Source organism: Paractinoplanes rishiriensis, from assembly GCF_016862375.1.
GTDB classification, from domain to species: domain Bacteria; phylum Actinomycetota; class Actinomycetes; order Mycobacteriales; family Micromonosporaceae; genus Actinoplanes; species Actinoplanes rishiriensis.
The window spans coordinates 25,605-43,768 of sequence record NZ_BOMV01000012.1 but is presented as its reverse complement, the minus strand read 5'-3'; the positions used below and the strand labels follow the sequence as shown (position 1 = coordinate 43,768).

The 18,164-nt window shown below is 71.4% G+C and carries 16 protein-coding genes; 8 read left to right on the top strand and 8 right to left on the bottom strand.

Annotation, left to right across the window (positions count from 1 at the left end; genetic code table 11):
* Nucleotides 1-28 precede the first annotated feature (28 nt).
* Genes Ari01nite_RS08545 through Ari01nite_RS08535 form a run of 3 tightly spaced genes read left to right on the top strand, consistent with a single transcriptional unit; the run spans nucleotide 29 to nucleotide 4,623 of the window.
* The gene (locus tag Ari01nite_RS08545) at nucleotides 29-2,212 is read left to right on the top strand and encodes an alpha-ketoacid dehydrogenase subunit alpha/beta (protein WP_203780571.1); all 2,184 of its coding nucleotides are present in this window, start codon (nucleotides 29-31) and stop codon (nucleotides 2,210-2,212) included.
* A 1-nt stretch (nucleotide 2,213) separates the two neighbouring features.
* Complete coding sequence (locus tag Ari01nite_RS08540; RefSeq protein WP_239162582.1) at nucleotides 2,214-3,530, top strand: dihydrolipoamide acetyltransferase family protein; 1,317 nt, start codon at nucleotides 2,214-2,216, stop codon at nucleotides 3,528-3,530.
* 13 nt (nucleotides 3,531-3,543) lie between these two features.
* Complete coding sequence (locus Ari01nite_RS08535) at nucleotides 3,544-4,623, top strand: alpha/beta hydrolase family protein (RefSeq protein WP_203780570.1); 1,080 nt, start codon at nucleotides 3,544-3,546, stop codon at nucleotides 4,621-4,623.
* A gap of 222 nt (nucleotides 4,624-4,845) precedes the next feature.
* Here the strand turns inward: Ari01nite_RS08535 and wrbA are convergent, their stop codons facing one another.
* The 4 genes from wrbA to Ari01nite_RS08515 are packed head-to-tail and all read right to left on the bottom strand — an operon-like array spanning nucleotide 4,846 to nucleotide 7,980.
* On the bottom strand, nucleotides 4,846-5,457 hold the full coding sequence (gene wrbA, locus Ari01nite_RS08530) for an NAD(P)H:quinone oxidoreductase (RefSeq protein WP_203780569.1): 612 nt from the start codon (nucleotides 5,455-5,457) through the stop codon (nucleotides 4,846-4,848).
* Nucleotides 5,458-5,492: 35 nt separating this feature from the next.
* Nucleotides 5,493-6,212 (bottom strand): ABC transporter ATP-binding protein, encoded by a 720-nt coding sequence (locus Ari01nite_RS08525; RefSeq protein ID WP_203780568.1) that lies wholly within the window; start codon nucleotides 6,210-6,212, stop codon nucleotides 5,493-5,495.
* Entirely contained in the window at nucleotides 6,209-7,036 is an 828-nt protein-coding gene (locus tag Ari01nite_RS08520; protein WP_203780567.1) for an ABC transporter permease, read from the bottom strand. Before Ari01nite_RS08520 ends, Ari01nite_RS08525 begins: the two co-directional genes overlap by 4 nt.
* On the bottom strand, nucleotides 7,033-7,980 hold the full coding sequence (locus tag Ari01nite_RS08515) for an aliphatic sulfonate ABC transporter substrate-binding protein (protein WP_203780566.1): 948 nt from the start codon (nucleotides 7,978-7,980) through the stop codon (nucleotides 7,033-7,035). The genes Ari01nite_RS08520 and Ari01nite_RS08515 overlap by 4 nt, the downstream gene beginning before the upstream one ends.
* Before the next feature lie 114 nt (nucleotides 7,981-8,094).
* Between Ari01nite_RS08515 and Ari01nite_RS08510 the strand changes: the two genes are divergently transcribed.
* Entirely contained in the window at nucleotides 8,095-9,930 is a 1,836-nt protein-coding gene (locus Ari01nite_RS08510; RefSeq protein WP_203780565.1) for a diguanylate cyclase domain-containing protein, read from the top strand.
* A gap of 111 nt (nucleotides 9,931-10,041) precedes the next feature.
* A complete protein-coding gene (locus tag Ari01nite_RS08505) occupies nucleotides 10,042-10,902 on the top strand; it encodes a S41 family peptidase (protein ID WP_203780564.1) in 861 nt (286 codons plus the stop codon).
* A 1-nt stretch (nucleotide 10,903) separates the two neighbouring features.
* Here Ari01nite_RS08505 and Ari01nite_RS08500 read toward each other — a convergent pair whose 3' ends face one another.
* Nucleotides 10,904-12,133, bottom strand: coding sequence for an EAL and HDOD domain-containing protein (locus Ari01nite_RS08500; protein ID WP_239162581.1), 1,230 nt, complete (start codon nucleotides 12,131-12,133; stop codon nucleotides 10,904-10,906).
* Nucleotides 12,134-12,386: 253 nt separating this feature from the next.
* Here Ari01nite_RS08500 and Ari01nite_RS08495 point away from each other — a divergent pair, with 253 nt between their 5' ends.
* A complete protein-coding gene (locus tag Ari01nite_RS08495; RefSeq protein WP_203780563.1) occupies nucleotides 12,387-13,583 on the top strand; it encodes an LCP family protein in 1,197 nt (398 codons plus the stop codon).
* 26 nt (nucleotides 13,584-13,609) lie between these two features.
* Here the strand turns inward: Ari01nite_RS08495 and Ari01nite_RS08490 are convergent, their stop codons facing one another.
* Together Ari01nite_RS08490 and Ari01nite_RS08485 are read right to left on the bottom strand one after the other, a co-directional pair.
* Entirely contained in the window at nucleotides 13,610-14,830 is a 1,221-nt protein-coding gene (locus Ari01nite_RS08490; protein WP_203780562.1) for a DUF1501 domain-containing protein, read from the bottom strand.
* 9 nt (nucleotides 14,831-14,839) lie between these two features.
* Nucleotides 14,840-16,033 (bottom strand): DUF1800 domain-containing protein, encoded by a 1,194-nt coding sequence (locus Ari01nite_RS08485; protein WP_203780561.1) that lies wholly within the window; start codon nucleotides 16,031-16,033, stop codon nucleotides 14,840-14,842.
* Between the two features lie 115 nt (nucleotides 16,034-16,148).
* Between Ari01nite_RS08485 and Ari01nite_RS08480 the strand changes: the two genes are divergently transcribed.
* Both Ari01nite_RS08480 and Ari01nite_RS08475 read left to right on the top strand, forming a co-directional pair.
* A complete protein-coding gene (locus Ari01nite_RS08480) occupies nucleotides 16,149-16,724 on the top strand; it encodes a hypothetical protein (protein ID WP_203780560.1) in 576 nt (191 codons plus the stop codon).
* A 160-nt stretch (nucleotides 16,725-16,884) separates the two neighbouring features.
* The gene (locus tag Ari01nite_RS08475) at nucleotides 16,885-17,568 is read left to right on the top strand and encodes a S1 family peptidase (RefSeq protein WP_203780559.1); all 684 of its coding nucleotides are present in this window, start codon (nucleotides 16,885-16,887) and stop codon (nucleotides 17,566-17,568) included.
* A gap of 38 nt (nucleotides 17,569-17,606) precedes the next feature.
* On the opposite strand, the gene Ari01nite_RS08470 is transcribed toward Ari01nite_RS08475, so the two are convergent.
* Complete coding sequence (locus Ari01nite_RS08470; protein ID WP_203780558.1) at nucleotides 17,607-18,083, bottom strand: hypothetical protein; 477 nt, start codon at nucleotides 18,081-18,083, stop codon at nucleotides 17,607-17,609.
* Nucleotides 18,084-18,164: the final 81 nt, after the last annotated feature.

Sequence of the window (18,164 nt, the reverse complement as noted above, 5' to 3'; positions counted from 1 at the left end):
AGGCTGGTCCGGACGAAGGAGGTCCCCGATGCCGGAACACCGCCCACTACACCCGGACGCCGCCTGGACGGAGCTCGTCGCCACCGAGGCCGACTGGGACGCCGCCGATCCCGAGGTCCTCGGCGCGATGTTCCACCAGCTCGTCCTCATCCGGGCTTTCGAGGAATACGTGTTGGAGCTCGCCGCCGCCGGCCTGGTGCACGGCCCGGCGCACTCGAGCATCGGCCAGGAGGGCGGAGCGGTCGGTTCGGTGCTCGCGCTCGCACCGGGCGACCAGGTCAACGGCTCACATCGCGGCCATCACCAGTTCCTCGCCAAGGCGCTCCAGCACGTCGCGCCCAAGGGTCTCGACCTCACAACCGGACTCAGCGACGACGTCCGCACGGTGCTGCTGCGCACGCTCGCCGAGATCTGTGGGCTCGACCGGGGTTACAGCCACGGTCGGGGCGGCTCGATGCACCTCCAGTGGATCGAGGCCGGCGCGATGGGCACCAACGCCATCGTGGGCGGCGGCGTGCCGCTGGCAGCCGGATACGCCTGGGCCAGCCGGCAGGCCGGCACCGAGGCGGTGGCGGTCACCTATTTCGGCGACGGTGCGGCCAACATCGGCTCGACGCTCGAGACGTTCAACCTGGCCGCCGCGTGGCGGCTGCCGATCTGTTTTTTCCTGGAAAACAACCAGTACGCGGTCTCCACCACTGTCGCGGAGGCCACCGGCGAGCCGCTCCTGTCCGCGCGCGGCCCGGGCTTCGGCATCGCCAGCTGGCGGGTCGACGGCATGGATCCACTCGCGGTCCATCTGGCGATGCGCGAGGCGGCCGCACACATGCGCGCCGGCCGCGGCCCCACGCTCATCGAGGCGGACACCTATCGATACTTCCACCAGAACGGGCCGTTCCCGGGCAGCGCCTTCCGCTACCGCACCAAGGAGGAGGAGGCGCAGTGGCGGGCCCGCGACCCCATCGACCAGGTGGCCGGTCACCTCATCCGCCGAGGTCTGCTCACCGCCGAGGACCGCGAGGCCGCCACGGCCGCCGCGCGCGAGGCCATGACGAACGCCGGAGCGGCGCTGCTCGATCCGGTGCCCGGCGGGAAACCCGGCGAGCGTCGGATCCGGCCGGACGAGTGGCCCGATCCGGCGTTCGTGAACGTCGGGGTTCGAGGCGACCTCGCCGAGTTCGAGGGTGCCCGCCTCGCCGACGACGACATCGCCGTCCAGGACATCAAGTTCATCGACGCCGTGGCCGGAGTGATGCGGCGGCGGATGGAGACCGACGACCGGATCGTCGTGATGGGCGAGGACATCCACCGGCTCAGCGGCGGCACCAACGGCGCCACCAAGGGCCTGAAGGACGCCTTCGGCGACCGGATCCTCGGCACCCCGATCAGCGAGAACGCGTTCACCGGCCTGGCCGGCGGCATCGCGCTCGACGGCCGGTTCCGGCCGGTGGTCGAGTTCATGTACGCCGACTTCATGTGGGTCGCCGCCGACCAGCTGTTCAACCAGATCGGCAAGGCGCGGCACATGTTCGGCGGCGACGGCCCGGTGCCGCTGGTGCTGCGCAGCAAGGTGGCCACCGGCTCGGGATACGGCTCGCAGCACTCGATGGACCCGGCTGGCGTGTTCGCCACCGCGCCGGGCTGGCGGATCGTCGCGCCGTCCTCGCCGTTCGACTACGTCGGGCTGATGAACGCGGCGCTGCGCTGCGAGGACCCGGTGGTGGTGCTCGAGCACGTCGACCTCTACAACGGCACCGGCCCGGGCCCGGTCGACGACTACGACTACTGCCTCCCGGTCGGTAAGGCCGCGGTGCGACGGTCGGGCGAGGCGGTCACCGTCGTGGCCTACCTGTCGATGGTCGCCGAGGCACTCGCGGCGGTCGACGAGACCGGCGTCGACGCCGAAGTGATCGACCTGCGCTGGCTCGACCGTGCCAGCATCGACTGGGACACGCTGGGCGCCAGCATCCGCAAGACCAACCGGATCCTCATCGTCGAGCAGGGCGCCGCCGGCACCTCGTACGGCGGCTGGCTGGCCGACGAGATCCAGCGGCGGTTCTTCGACTGGCTGGATGCCCCGATCGAGCGGGTCACCGGGGGCGAGGCGTCGCCGAGCATCAGCAAGGTGCTCGAGCGGGCCGCCATCGCCCGCCGCGAGGAGGTCGCCGCCGCCCTTCGCCAGATCGCCCTTCGCCAGATCGAGGAGGCGTGAGATGGCGAGCCTGCTGAGGATGCCGGAGATCTCCGCGAACATGGTGGAGGCGGTCCTGAACGAGTGGCCCGTCGCCGAGAGTGCGGCCTTCGCGGCCGGCGACCCGATCGCCACGGTCGAGACCGACAAGGCAGTCGTGGACGTGCCGGCCGAGTCCGACGGGGTGCTGGTCCGCTTCCTGGTCGAGCCCGGCAAGGCGGTGTCGGTGGGCACCCCGATGGCCGTGCTGGCCGCACCGGGCGAGGTCATCGACGACGTCGACGGCCTGGTTGCCCTCCTGCTCGGCGCTGACGAAACCCCGGCCGGCTCGGCAGACAGCTCCGCCGCGGCGGAGGATGTCCCGGATCTTCTCGCGGGCTCGTCCACCGCAACACCTGCCGAATCGGGCCTGTCGGGGGCGCGGATCTTCGCGAGTCCGCTGGCCCGGCGGCTGGCCCGGGAAAACGGTCTGCGCGTCGAGGACCTCAGCGGCACCGGCCCCAACGGCCGGATCGTCCGCGACGACGTCCGACGGGCATTGAGCGAACGCTCCGCCGTCCCGATCGAGGCGCCCGGCCAGCCGCTGCCCGCACCGGCAGCGTCGCCCGCACCGGCAGCGTCGCCCGCACCGGCCGAGACCGCGAGGGTCGCCGGCGAGTCCGGTTACGAGGTGGTGCCGCACTCGCGGATGCGGCGGGCGATCGCCACCCGGCTGGCGGAGAGCGCGCGGGAGACGCCGGTCTTCACGATCCGCGGGAGTGCGCGGGTGGATGCGCTGCTTGCCCTTCGCGCGCAGCTCAACGAGGCCACCGACGTCAAGATCTCGTTGAATGACCTGATCGTCGCGGCCGCCGCCCGCACACACGTGGCGGTGCCCGACATGAACGTCGTGTGGACCGCCGACGCCCTGCACCGGTTCCGCGATGTCGACGTCTCGGTCGCGGTCGCCACCGACAAGGGCCTGGTCACGCCGGTGGTCCGCCGGGCCTCGGAGATGACCGTCAGCGCCCTCGCCCGGACGAGCGCCGACCTGGTGGCCCGGGCCCGCGACGGGCGGCTCCGACAGGACGAGTTGGAGGGCGGGACGCTGACCGTGACGAACCTCGGCGTCTTCGGCACCGAGGAGTTCACCGCGGTGATCAACCCGCCGCAGGCCGCGATCCTGGCCGTGGGCGCCGCCCGGCAGGAGGCCGTCGTGATCGACGGACAGCTGGCCGTGGCCACCGTGCTGCGGGTGACCCTGTCGATCGATCACCGGCCAGTCGACGGCGCGCTCGCCGCCCGCTGGATGGCCCACTTCCTGGGCCTGCTCGAGACACCCGTTCGCATCCTGGCCTGATGGAGGACCGACCATGCCCGACGCCGCCATCGAAACCGCGCTCGCCCACTGGGCGCCCCGGCTGATCCAGAACGGGGTCGACTACAACGACATGACGGTGACCATCGCGCGCACCGAGACCTGGGCGGACTGGCTTCCGCAGTGGAACCGGACCGCGGACGAGCAGGCCGAGTTCGCCCGGGAGGCTGACGCCACCGGTCACCACCTCACCGCCGGGCAGGCCTGGCGACGCGCGTCGGTCAACCGGCACTTCGGCAAGTTCGTCTGGATGGTCGACCTCGACCTGGCTGCCGAGGCGACCCGTCGCTCGGTGGAGGAGACGCGGACCGCGCTGGCCCGCCTCGACCCGTCGGCGCAGCGGCTCGAGGTCCCGCTACCGGAGGGCCTGGCGTACGCAAATCTGCGGCGGCCGCCCGGCATCGACCTGCCGCCCTATGTGGTGCTGATCCCGGGCCTGGACTCGACGAAGGAGGAGTTCTTCTACTTCGAGCAGTCGTTCCTGGACCGCGGCATGGCCACCGTGGCGCTGGACGGCCCCGGGCAGGGTGAAACCGGCCTGGTACTGCCGATCCGCCACGACTACGAGGTTGCCGTCCGGGCACTGCTCGACCTGCTGGGCAGCCGTGCCGACCTCGACCACGAGCGGATCGGGGCGGTCGGGGTGAGCCTGGGCGGCTACTACGCGCCCCGGGTGGCCGCCCACGAGCCGCGCATCGTCGCGGTGGCCGGCATCAGCGGGCCCTTCTGCTTCGGCGACATGTGGGACGACCTGCCGCCGATGACCAGGCAGACCTTCGTGGTCAAGTCCGGCGCCCGCGACGACGAGGAGGGCCGCCGCCTGGCCCTCACCCTCGACCTGGCCGGCCAGTGCCAGCGGATCAGCGTGCCGGCCCTGTACGTGACCGGCCGCCTGGACCGGCTGATCCCGTGGCAGCAGACCCAGCGTCAGGCCGAGGAGTCACCGAAGGGCACGTTCGTGTGCTTCCCCGAGGGCAACCACGGCGTCTCCAACCTTCCGTCCAGGGCCCGCCCGATGATCGCCGACTGGATGGGCGACCAGCTGAGCGCCGGCGAGCCGCCGCTCCCCCGCTGACCCGCGGCCCGGGACAGGGTTGCGACGGTCCGGGCGGTTTGGCAGCCTCCTCCTGCTCGCTTCCGTCGTGGCTCGGCCGGGCAGCGACGGCGGGACCAGAACGACGGCGGGACCAGACAGTCCAGGTGGGTCCGACCGACGGGAATTGCTGCATGTCACCAGCGGGCGGCTTCAACTTGAGGATGTCGAGCTGTGGCCGCCGCGCTGGTGCGTCTCGCCGGGTTACTCGACCCGTGAGAGTTTGGCGGCGATCTTCACGATTCGCTCGGCCAGGTGGTCGAGGGCGGCCAACTGGGCGTCGCCCAGTGGGGTGTCGTTGTTGCCGCCGGTTACGTGGGAGACGCCGTACGGGTTGCCGTCCACGAACTTCAGCTGGTCGGTGTAGCCGGGGGCCACCACCACGCCGCCCCAGTGGTAGATCGTGTTGTACAGGGCCAGCAGCGTCGACTCCTGGCCGCCGTGTTCGGTCATCGACGCGGTGAAGCCGGCGTAGGCCTTGTCGGCCAGCAGGCCCTTCGACCACTGCGGGCCCAGCGTGTCGATGAACTGCTTCAGCTGGCTCGCCACGTTGCCGTAGCGGGTGGGCGTCCCGAACAGCACCGCGTCCGCCCACACGATGTCGTCGGGCGTGGCCCTGGGCTCGTTGCGGGTGGCGTCGAAGTGCTGGCTCCACCCGGCGTTCGCGGCGATGGCCTCCGGCGGCGCCAGTTCCGCCACCTGGCGCAGCCGCACCTCGGCTCCGGCCTTCTCGCCGGCCTGGGCGAGCCGCCCCGCCATCCCGTGCACCGTGCCGGTGGACGAGTAGTAGATGACGGCTAGCTTGACCTGTGCCATGGCGATTCCCTTCGATAGCTTGACGCAGCAAACAATTAGGTACCCGTATGTGCACCCCCAAAACTGGCAAGTGGTACGCCCAACAGGTCGAGCAACCGGCGCCGCAGCTCACCGAAGCCGGGGTCGTCGGGGGCCCGGGGGTGGTCGAGCGGCACCACCAGATCCGCCGCTATCCGGCCGTCGGCCAGCACCAACGCGCGGTCGGCCAGCAGCAGCGCCTCGTCCACGTCGTGCGTGACCAGCAGCGCCGCGAAGCCGTGCGCGGACCTCAGGCGGCCGAACAGTTGCTGCATGCGCAGGCGGGTCAGCGCGTCCAGGGCACCGAACGGTTCGTCGAGGAGCAGGACGGACGGGTCGCGAGCCAGCGCCCGGGCGAACGCAACCCGCTGCGCCTGACCGCCGGACATTTCGGCTGGCCAGGCCCGGGCGCGGTCCGCCAAACCCACCTCGGCCAGCGCATCCGTGCACTTCGACCGGTCGCCGGGCACGCCGAGCGCGACATTGTCGATGACCCGCTTCCAGGGCAGCAGCCGGTGCTCCTGGAAGACCACCGCGTGCCGGCGCGGGACGGTGAACTCGCCCGTCGCGGCCGGGTCGAGCCCGGCCAGGATGCGCAGCAGCGTACTTTTGCCCGATCCCGAGCCACCGAGCAGCGCGACCACCTCGCCCGACGCGATGGTCAGGTCGACGCCGTCGAGGACCGTCACCGGCCCGAACGCCCGGCGCACCCCGCGGGCCTGGACCACCGCCGTCATGTCGCCTGCAATCCGCGGCGCCACCCGAGCACCCGCTTCTCCAGGGTGCGCAGCAGCACGTCCGAGAGCAGCCCGAGGGCCGCGTACACGAACAGGCCGAGCACCACCACGTCGGTCTGGCTGAACTCGCGGGCCTCCATCATCAGGAACCCGATGCCGTTCTGAGTGTTGGTCTGCTCGCCCACCACGAGGCTGAGCCAGGCCGCGCCGATGGCCAGCCGCAACCCCAGGAACAGGGCCGGCATCGCCCCGGGCAGCACCACGTGCCGGATCCGCTGCCAGGTGCCCAGCCCGCAGGTGCGCGCGGCCTCGACCAGCCGCTCGTCGATGTCGCGGATGCCCGCGTACACGTTGAAGTAGAGCGGGAAGAAGACGCCCAGCGAGACCAGCGTGATCTTCATGGACTCGCCGATGCCCACCCAGATGATCAGGAGCGGGACCAGCGCGAGGTGCGGCAGCATGCGGGCCATCTGCACCGGCGGGTCGATGGCGTCGTCGCCGAGCCGCAGCAGGCCGGCGGTGGCGCCCAGCAGGAGTGCCAGGACGCCGCCGATCAGCAGGCCGGCCGCGGCCCGGCTCAGCGAGGTGAACAGGTGGTCGGCGAGGGTGCCGTCGGCGGCGAGCCGCCAGCCGGTCCGCAGCACCTCGCTGGGCGCGGGCAGTTTCTCCGGCGGGATCAGCCCGGCCCGCGCGGTGACCTCCCACACCAGCAGGATGGCCAGCGGGCTGACCGCACGCTGCCAGCGCAGGCGGCGTTTCGCGCGGGCCGGGGCGACCGGCGCGGCATTGGCGACCGCGGCGGGTGGCGCCTCGGTGACGGTCATTGTGCTGCCGTGCCGGAGAAGCGCGGATCGATCAGCGACTTCACGTCGATGCTGCCGGGGATCAGCTTGAGCTCGGTGAAGCCGTCCGCGATCGCCTGCAGTTCGGTGCCGATCTCCGGGGTGAGCGGGGTCAGCGGCTTCGCGGCGCGGGCCAGGGCCCGCTTCGTGGTCGCTTCGTCGATCTTGAGCTCGGGCGCGAGGACCTTCGCACGCTCGTCCGGGTTGGCGATGCCCCAGGCGGTCGTTTTCTCGTACGTGGCAAGGAAGTCTTTGATCTGCTGGGTCTTGCTCTCCGCGGAGTCCTTGGCCACCAGGACGTACTCGCGATTGTTGGCCACACCGGTGGCGTCGGCGAGCACCTGGACGCCGGGCTGTTCGGCCAGGGCGAAGTACGGATCCCAGATGATCCACGCGTCGACCTGGTCGTTGTCGAACGCGGGACGCCCCTCGGCCGGCTTGAGGTATTTCACGTTCACGTCGTTCAGGGTCAGGTTGTGCTTTTCGAGCAGTTTGATCAGCAGCCAGTTGACGTTCGAGCCCTTGTTGAGCGCGATGGTCTTGCCCTTGAGGTCGGCGAAGGTCTTGAACCCGCGCGACTGCTTGACCAGGACGGCCTCGGCCTGCGGCACCGGCTCGCTGGTCGCGGCGATCACGAACGGCGTCTTCGCCGCGGCCGCGAAGATCGGCGGCGCCTCTCCGGTCTGGCCGAGGTCGATGGCGCCGGCCTTGATCGCCTCGGTGAGCGCCGGCCCGCTCTCGAACAGCGACCAGGTCACGCCGGGCGCGTCGTTGCGCGCCTTGACCAGGCTGAGGCCACCGAAGCGCTGGTAGCCGATGCGGAGTGGGCCGGGTCCGGCGGCGGCGTCCCCGTCGTCGGACCCGCAGCCGGCGAGCATGCCGGCAGCGAGAGTGAGGGTGGCGATGAGGGCAACGGTACGACGCATGGCAGTGAGTCTATATAGCCGATAGGAAATGTCGAGAGGCGGGTGCACGGGTCGCCACCGGCAAGCCCTCGGCCGGCAACCGTCCTGCACCCGGAACCGCGTGTACTGGCACGGATGTCGAGGAACGGGGACACCATGCGGCCACGCTGGGTGCGCACACCCGCCGACCCGGTCCTGCTCGTTCTGGGCTTGGCCGGCCTCCTGATGGCGCCCTGGTTCCTGCTCGCCCCGGCCGGCGCCGGACCGGCCTCCGGCTGGCTGCTGCAGAGCGCCATCGACGCGACCACCGTGGTGATCGCCGTCCGCCTCTACCGGCTCCCCGGGACCACCCGGCACGCGCGGCGGTTCTGGCTCGCGACCGCGGTCAGCATGAGCCTGAGCGGCATCGGCGACGTCTACCAGAGCACCCTGGTGCTCACCGGCCTGGACCACGGCGTGATCAGCCCGGTGCAGACCGCGTTCGTGGTCACCGGCATGGTCACCGTGGTGATCACCATGCTCTGCCACCCGCTCGGCGGCGCGGGCCGGCAGCGCCTGCGACTCTGGCTCGACGCCAGCACGGTCCTCACCGCGGTCGCCGCCTTCCTCTGGTACTTCCTGCTCGCCGGCGAGCTCTCCGGCGGCAAGGCCGCCGACCGGCTGGCCGCCACCGCCACCGCAATCTCGATGATGCTGGTGACGTTCGGCCTGGTGAAGCTCATCTTCAGCCCGACCGCGCCCTTTACCCGCCTGGCCGGGATGATCGGCGCGCTGGGCGTGGCCGGCACCGCGATCGGCGCGCCGGTGATGACCGCGCTCACCGCCCGGCCCGACCCCGGCATCCTCCAGATCGCGCAGTTGCTGCCGTGCCTGCTGATCCCGATGAGCCTGCGGATCCAGGAGGTGCAGATCCGCCGTCTCGGCGGGCGTCGCGAGACCGCCGAGCGCCGGGGTTTCAGCAAATTGCCGTACGTGGCGGTGGCCGCCACCCAGATGCTGCTGGTCGTCGCCCTGATCGGCGGCAACCTGGGCCTGTCGATCTGGGGCGTCACGGCCGGCGTGGTGCTCAGCACCGCGCTGGTCCTGGTCCGCCAGATGGTCGCGTTCCACGACAACGAGCGCCTGGTCGTGCAGCTCAGCGACCAGAAGGAGTGGTTCAGCGCGCTGGTGCAGCACGCCTGGGACCTGACCGTGGTGACCCGCGACGACGGCACCGTGGGCTACGCCAGCCCGGCCGCCTCCCGGGTGCTCGGCGCCGACCTCGCCGGAGTGCCGATCGGCGAGTGGGCGCACCCGGCCGACATGCCGGTCATCCTGGACCTGCTGGCCCGGCTCGCGGCCGCTCCGGGCACGCACGCCGACGCCGAGGTGCGGCTGCGGCACACCGACGGCTCCTACCGCTGGCTGCACGTGGTCGGCACCGACCTGCGCGGCAACTCCAGCATCGCCGGCATCGTCTGGAACGGCCGGGACATCACCGAGTCCCGCCGCCTCCAGGACGAGTTGCGGCACCAGGCGACCCACGACGCGCTCACCGGACTGGCCAACCGCGCGCTGCTCCAGCAGCGGGTGCGCGAGGCGGTCCCGCACACCCGGCTCGGCGTCCTGCTCGTCGACCTGGACGGGTTCAAGCAGGTCAACGACGAGCACGGGCACCACGCCGGCGACCAGGTGCTGATCGCCGTGGCCCAGCGGGTCACCGCGCTGCTGGGTGACGCCGGCACGGTGGCGCGGCTCGGCGGCGACGAATTCGCGGTGCTGCTGCCGGGCGCCGACCAGGCGGCCGCCACGGTCCTGGCCGGCGTGCTGGCCGCGGCGGTGGCCGAGCCGATCCCGGTGACCGGCGCGGTGGTGTCGGTGGGCGCGAGCATCGGGATCGCGGTCGGCACCCCCGCCGACGCCGACCGGATGCTGCGCGACGCGGACGCCGAGATGTACCGCAACAAGCAGTCCCGCCGCGCGGCGGCGTAACGGCCGCGGCCGCTCTGCCGTCAGCGGCCGTCGCTGCGGCCGGCGGCCTTTCTGCGGTCAGCAGAAGCTGAATCGGACGCGGTGGGCGCGCTGCGCCCTAATCTCGGGACCATGGCGATCGAGGACCTGCGCACGGTCGGTGAGCTCACCGCCCGGCTGACCGACCGGCTCGGCCGGCTGATGCCGGCCGGCGGCCGTCTCGACCGGCTCACCGCGGAACTGACGGCCGCGTACGCCGGGGACGGCTCCCCGGTCGACGGCTCGGCGTGCAGGGCCGTCGAGGCGCTGGCCCAGCGGCACTCCCAGCACCTCGAACTGCACTTCGCCCCGGACGGCACCGGCAGCGACGTGGAGATGCCCGGCTGGCCGCCGCCCGACCCGGACGAGGTGCGGTCCCGGGGCGCCGGCGTCGGTGCGGTGCGCCGGCTCGAGGACGGCACCTGCGTGGTCGCGCTCGACACCCTGGACGCCGTGGGCCCGGCCCGGCCATACCTGGATGCCGCCGCGGCGCTGGCGCGGGGCAGCCGCCGGCTCGTGCTCGACCTGCGGGCCAACGGCGGCGGCGACCCGGGCACCGTGGCGGCCGTGGCCGGATGGCTGCTCGGCGACCGGGCCACCCAGCTCTCCGAGGTGATCTACCGGGACCGGCGCCGGCAGTGGTGGACGGCCGACCGTCCGCCGGGCAGCGCGTTCACCGGCGACGTGACGGTGCTGGTCAGCGCGCGGACGTACTCGTCGGCCGAGGCGCTGGCCTACCACCTGGCGGCGCGCGGGCGGGTCACCGTGGTGGGCGAGCCGACGCGCGGGGCGGCCGATCACGTCGTACCGGTGCATCTGTCGCGGCGGGTGCTGGGGTTGCTGCCCGAGGCGGAAGTGATCGACGCGCACAGCGGCGGCAACTGGGAGGGCACCGGGGTGGTGCCGGACGTCGCCTGCCCGGCCGCCGACGCGCTGGAAAAGGCGCTGGCCTAATTCACCGCACGGGGACGGCCGCCGCCTTTGACCAGCGCATCGCGTCCATCACCGTGCGGGTCAGGTCGGTGCCCGAGTACTGCTCGGCCAGGCCCTCGAAGTCGCCCCGCTGGTACGCCTCGACGGTGCGCAGCAGCCGGCCCAGCTGGCCCGCCCCGCGCCCCAGCGCCGTCTCGATGTCGTCGGTGAGCGGCAGGTGGTGGGCCAGCATCGCGGGCGACATGCCGATCATCGCGGCGACCGCGGTGATCAGGCCGGCCACGAACGCGGCGTCCGGGTCGGCGCCGAACGTGCCGGCCAGGTTGACGCAGAGGCGGGCCCGGGTCAGGACCTCGACCAGTTGCGCCTCGGTCGCCTCGGTCACGTCGTCGACGACCATCAGCATGGCCCAGTGCCGGATCTGGTCCAGCCCGACCATCACGACCGCCTGGCGCACCGAGGATATCCGGAACGCGGCGCCTACCGCGGCCGAGTTGCTGGCGCGCAGCACCCGCATGGTCAGGGCCGGGTCGTGCGCGATGATCGAGAGCACCGTCTCGAGGTCAGTCTCGGGGCTGCTCAGGGCACCCACCAGCTCCAGCCGGCGCAGCCGGGACGGCGAGATCGAGGCGGCCGTCAGCACCTGCGGGCGGCTGAGCACGTACCCCTGCCGCAGTTCGCAGTTGTATTTATGACTGAGCGCCAGGTGGGCCGGCGTTTCCAGGCCCTCGGCCACGATCTGGATTCCGGGGTACTTCCGGCAATTCGCGACCAATTCGTCAAGATGTCCGGTGTCGCCGTGAAGCAGATCGAGTTTCACGTACGAGGCCAGGGGTAGCAGACGTTCGTGGCCGGAGCCCCAGACGAAGTCGTCGAGCGCGATGCGGTAACCGGCCTCGACGAGCGCGGTGACGCCGTCCACGACCGCGTCGTCCACCTCGACCGTCTCCAGCACCTCCAGCACCACCTGTTCCGGGCCGAACGGCAGCGGCAGCTCGCCGACCAGAAACTCCCGGGTCAGGTTGATGAAGCACGCCTGGTCGCCGACCACCTCGTCGATCCCGAACTCGGTGAACGAGTTCACGATGACCTGGCTGGTGGCGTACGAGTCGCGCCGTTCCGCGTCGATCGCGTCCATCCGGCCCCGGAACAGCAACTCGTACGCGACGACGTCACCGGACAGGTCGAAGATGGGCTGGCGCGCCACGTGGACGAGGTGCATGGCCGGGCCGGACGACAGGTGCTGGATCACCTCAGTTTGTTCGGAGGTTCCAGCCCGGTCTTGAGGAGTACCGAGCCGTTTTCCTCCGGATACCCAGGAACTCGTAACCGGGATGAAATCGGCGTACGGCTAAATAGAGCCGCGCCAATGGGTTGCAAGTCGGGAGCGCAACCATCCGGCGGATTGACGAAAGCAACGTGAAGCTATATCTATTTCTGTGCGGCATTGCGCCCGGCACGGGCGAGGCGTGCGCCAAAACCGCCCGTGGAGTGAGGAGTGATGCATGTCGGCACAGACCGTCACCAAGGACGCACAGAATGGTGCTTCGGGCGACGGTAGTGGCAAAAACGCGCCAAAGAAGAAGAAACGCCCGCGAGCGCCGCTATGGACGAAACTGCTCACCGCGTTCGGTCTCGTCCTGGTTCTGGCCAGCGTCGCCGGCGTGGTCGGTGTCCAATACTTCCTCGGCAAGCTGACCAAGAACATCCAGACCTCGTCGAGCGTCCTCGACGACACCACCAGCGGCAAGACGGCGGTCGAGGGCAAGCTGCCCGAGGGCGCGATGAACCTGCTGATGCTCGGCCTGGACACCCGGGCCGGCTGGGACCAGACCGGCGAGTTGTCCCGCTCCGACACGATGCTGATCCTGCACATCTCGTCGTCGCACGACCGGGCGTACATGATCTCCATCCCGCGGGACACGGTCGCGCGCATCCCGGCCGACAAGTCGATGAACTTCGGCGGGGCAACAGAAAAGATCAACAGCGCATACGCGTACGGGTCAAAGGACGGACGCGGCTGGACCGGGGGCGCCAAGCTGGCCACCAAGGCCGTGCACGAGCTGACCGGGATCGGCTTCGACGGGGTCGTGGTGATCGACTTCACCGGCTTCCAGGGCATCCTGCAGGCGCTCGGCGGGGTCTACATGTGCGTCGAGAAGGACGCCTGGTCGAGCCACTACGTCGTCGACAAGAACGGCAAGCCCCAGTACGCGATCGGCGCCAACCCCAAGTCGCCGCCGCGCAACGCGCTGTGGTTCAAGAAGGGCTGCCGCACGATGCAGCCGTGGGAAGCGCTCGAGTTCTCCCGGATCCGGCACTCCACGAATGGCGACTACGACCGGCAGAAGCACCAGCAGCAACTGCTGCGCGCGATGGCCAAGAAGGCAACCAGCGCCGGCATCGTGACCAACCCGGGCAAGGTCGCATCGGTTCTCGCGGCGGCGGGCTCGTCACTGAAGATGGACACGAACGGCGTCGAGGTCAACGACTTCCTGTTCGGCCTCAAGGACCTGGCCGCAGCCGACCTGATCCCGGTCAAGACCAACAGCGGCACGTTCGCCAGCAACGCGGCGGGGACCGGGGAGACCATCAACGCCGTCACCCAGGATCTGTTCAAGGCTACGGCCGAGGACAAGCTTGCTGAGTTCCTGGTGGGGCATCCTGAGCTTCTGATCAACGACGCCGAAGGTGCCAAGTAGCTTCTGCTTGCGGGTCCGCACTTCGGTCAGGGGCGTCGTCCATAGTGGAAGGAGTCCGGCACCGTCCAGCCGTGCAGGATCCGCGCGGGGTCGGTGTCGAGTACGTCGCTCAGCAGGGTTGCGTACACGTTGCGGAAGTCGGTTGTGTGCTTGAGGTCTCCCTGGTCGAGGTCGGTGAGGCTGGGCGGGGTGCCGTACAGGCCGCCGGTCACGCCGGCGCCGAGCAGCAGGACCGGCGAGGCGGTGCCGTGGTCGGTGCCGTCCGAGGCGTTGGCCGTCACCCGGCGGCCGAACTCGGAGTAGACGACCACCGTCACCCGGCGCCCGGGCTCGGTGCCGGCCATCCGCTCGACGAACGCGGTGAGCGGCCGGTCCAGCTTGGCCAGCTGCGACTCCTGCGCTTTGCGCTCGTCGGCGTGCAGGTCGAAGCCGCCCAGCGACACCGAGTAGACCCGGGTGGCGGCGCCCGCCTCGACGCACCGGGCCACCAGCGCGAGCTGGGCGTCGAGCGGCTGGGCGCTGCCGCCGGTCGCGGTGGCCGGCGCGGCGTCGTCCGGCTCGTTCTCGTCCGGTGCGGCCAGGTCGCGCACCATCTCCTGGACCCGGACCAGGTCGGTGAAGCAGGCCGCCGCGCGGGCCCGCAGCGGGGACTCGCCGGGCGCGGGCTGCCCGAGGGTCCGCAACTGGTCGGCGGCGAGCCGCACGGTTGCGCCGGTCACGGTGGCGCCGGCACTGGTCGCACCGGCCAGCAGCGGCGGCAGCACCGGCTCGAACGACACCGCCAGCCGCGGGTCGCCGCCCACGGAGTCCAGCCAGCGGCCCAGCCAGCCGGTGCGTTCCGGACGGTCCGGCCGGCCGGTCTGCCAGATGTCCATCGAACGGAAGTGGCTGCGGTCCGGCTTCGGGTAGCCGACGCCGTGCAGCACCGCGAGCCGGCCGGCCCGGAACAGCCGGTGCAGGCCGGCCAGTGCCGGGTTGAGGCCGAACGTGCCGTCCAGGTCGAGCACCTGGTCGGCGGGATAGGCCAGGGCCGGCCGGGCCCGGGCGTAGGCGGGATCGGCGTACGGGATCACGGTGTTGAGGCCGTCGTTGCCCCCGTAGAGCGTGACCAGGACCAGCGTGCCGGCCGCCGGATCGCGGTCGCTCGCGGTGTCCAGCAGGTCAGTGAGCCCGAGAGCGGCGCCGCCGGTGGCCGTGGCGGCGACCCCGCTGGCGAGCAGGAACCGGCGCCGGGTGATCGTGTCCATCGAATCTCCTCAGTGGACCGTGTACTCGGGAGTGGCCAGGGCGAGCGCCAGCAGCCGCCTCGGCTGGCCGGCGAGCGGCCGTAGGACCGCGGCGGTGCGGTCGGTCCACGCGTCCACCACGAGCAGCCGGGCCAGCGCGTCCAGGCGATCGGTGGCGGCGGCCTCGGCGAGTTCCTGGACCGCGGCCGGAGCCTGACCGGCGAGGGCCTGACCGGCTCGCAACCGGGCCTGCGCGGAGGCGGTCGTGAGCCAGGCGGCGCCGGCCGGCCAGCCGCCGACGCTGGGCGGGCGGAACGGGACCTGGCCGAGTTGCCGCAGCATCTGCCCGCGTTGGCCGGCGTCGCCGAGGGCCAGCTGACGGCACGCGCCGACCAGCCACTCGACCGGCTGTTTGACCAGGTGGCCGGCGGTCGCCGGGAAGGCCGGGTCGAGGGCCAGCGCCCGGAGCATCGCGGTGACGCTGGTCCCGGCGGCGGCCAGCGTGGGCGGTGGTGGGCCGTCCGAGCCGTAGCGCTGCCAGACCCGGCCGGCCAGGAACGGCGCGTGGGCGGGATGCCGCACCAGAAGGTCGGCGAACGCGTCCAGGTCCAGCCGCCCGGTACGCCCGAGCAGCGTGACCGGCCCGGTGTCGTGCCGCCGGGGTTCGAGCCGCGCGGCGCCCGTCTCCCGGTCGACCACCCAACCGGTGAGCACCCGGGCGGCGGCCTTGACGTCCTCCTCGGTATAGCTGCCCACCCCGAGCGTGAACAGTTCGAGCACCTCGCGGGCCAGGTTTTCGTTCGGCGCCCGGCGGGTGTTGCGGCGCCCGTCCAGCCAGAGGATCAGCGCCGGGTCCCGCAGCATGGCCCGCACCAGCGGACCGGTGGCGCCGGTGCCGTACCGCCGGAAGGTCTGCTGCTGGCCGAGCATCAGGGCGGCCGAACGCACCTTGCGCACGCTGGTCGCCCAGTGCCCGTGCCAGAAGAACACCAGCTTCTCGGCCGCGTTGCCGCCGGTGGCCGCCATCCGGTCCAGCCACCACGCGGCGGCCTCGTCCGGGCCGGGCCGATTGGACAGGGCGGGCAGGCCCGGCAGCGACTGCGGGGCGAGCACGCGCTCGACCACGGCCGCCAGCCCGTCCCGCTCCGCCAGGTCCACCTCGCCCGCGGTCGGTCCGAAGGTGAGCCGGCGCAGGACGTGGGACACCACGCTTCGGTTGCTCATGGGGCGTCACGCTAGGCCCGCCACGTACGGGTTCGGTAAAGGTGCCGTACGACCCGGGTCAGGTGACCGGGTTACCCTCGCGGGATACGTTCGGCCGTCATCGACGGGGGTAACCATGATCAAAGTGGAGTTCCGGCGCCTGGTGCCGGTCGCGGCGCTGCTGGCGGTGGCGGCGTGTTCCGCTGGTGGTGGTGACACCACGCCGCCGGGACCGGCCCCGACGACCAGCGTGGCAGCACCGCCGAGCTCGGCCGGCCCGACCGCCGCGCCGCCCCGCTCCCCGGTCGCCACTCCCCCGCCCACCCGCGCGACCACCCGGCCCGGCACGCCCGAGTCGACCAGCACCGCCTTCACGGGACTCGAGCTGGCCAAGACCGGCGGGTTCGCCGGGGTCAACCAGAGCGTCACGGTCAAGCCGGACGGCAGCTGGCAGCGGCTCGACGGCAAGAAGGTCACCGTGTCCGGCAAGCTGAACGCCGGCCAGCTCGGCGAGCTGAAAGGCCTCCTGACGGCGCCGCAACTGGCTCGGGAGGCGGACCGTAAGGTGCCGCCGAATCGGTGTGCGGATGCTTTCGCGTACGTGCTCCGGGTCAATTCCGAGGTGATCCGGTACACGCAATGCGACGCCGCGGACCGGCCGGAGCAGACGCTCAAGGTGATCACCTTCGTGGAGCGGGCCACCAGCGGCTGATACCGGCGGGGTCATCACTCGGTGATATGTGGCAAATGAGTTCTAGCCGAACGGGGCCGCCGCACATACGGTCACCTCGATGAGTTTCGATACACCGACGGGACGTCCAACCCCTCGTGCCGTGGGTGCATCGACCAACTTCGGAAGAAGGAGACCCGGAATGCGGATCCGCATCCTCGGCGCCTCGCTCGGCACCGCCATGGCCGCCGTGCTGGCCATCCCGGCAGCGGCCGTCGCAGCACCCAGCGATCCTCAGAACATCATCGGCGGCGGCACCGTGTCGTCCGCCCCGTGGGCGGCCGCCGTGTTCGCCAACGGCAGCTTCACCTGCTCCGGCACCATCATCTCGGCCAACTACGTACTGACCGCCCGGCACTGCATCAACGGGTCCATGTCGGTACGGGTGGGCAGCGTCAACCGCAGCTCCGGCGGCGTCACCCGCACGGTCAGCAGCACGTCGAGCCGGTACGACCTGGCTCTCATGCGGCTGTCGAGCCCGATCACCACCAGCTACATGCCGCTGTCGAGCGCGTACCCGCCGGTCGGCTCGACCAACTCGATCTACGGCTGGGGCCAGACCTGCTACAGCGGGTGCAGCGCCTCGACCACCCTCAAGACCGCCTCCGTCCAGGTCACGTCGACGAACCAGACCGACGCCTACGGCGGCCGCGCGATCGGCAGCACCCGGATCAACGGCAACGCGTGGCGTGGCGACTCGGGCGGCCCGCAGGTCTACAACGGCGCCCAGGTGGGCGTCGCGTCGACCGCGGACGGCTCGAGCCGCCAGTACTACGGCAGCGTCGCCTACAACCGCGCCTGGATCCAGTCGGTCGCGGGCATCTGATCAAACCGCTTCACCTGCGGCGTCTGGGCCCCTCGGGCTCAGGCGCCGCACGCCTTGTCGAGGTCCTTGCTGACGGTCTGGAACTCCTTGTCCAGGAATCCGTTCGGGTTGGCCGCCTCGGCGCCCTTCGCCAGCTCGGCCGCCGTCTTGTCGACGACCGCCTTGAGCTCCGGGTCGGTGACCTTGCCCGCCTCGGCGGAGACCTTGCCGGCCATGTCGCCGAAGCTGTTGCGCAGCTCGTCGGCGATCTTCTTGGTGCTCCACCGCTCGTCGATCGACTTCACGGCGTTGTCGGCGATCTCCACGCTCCCGTCGATCAGGATCATGGTCACGTTCTTGCAGGTCTCGCCGGTGCCCGGCCCGGCCGGCGCCGCCGAGGACGGCGTGGTGGCCGCCGGCGCGGACCCGGCGGTGGCCGGCGCGGCCCCGGGTGCCTCGTCGGCCGGCTGGCAAGCGGTCAGCGCGACGGCGGCGAGCAGGGCGAAGGACAGGGTGGAGATAAGTCGGTTCGGCACTGGTACATCCCCCATGGTCGATTGGTTCCGCGGCAGCGTACCGACCGGGCCGCGTCGACACAAATCGATTATCGGGGCGAT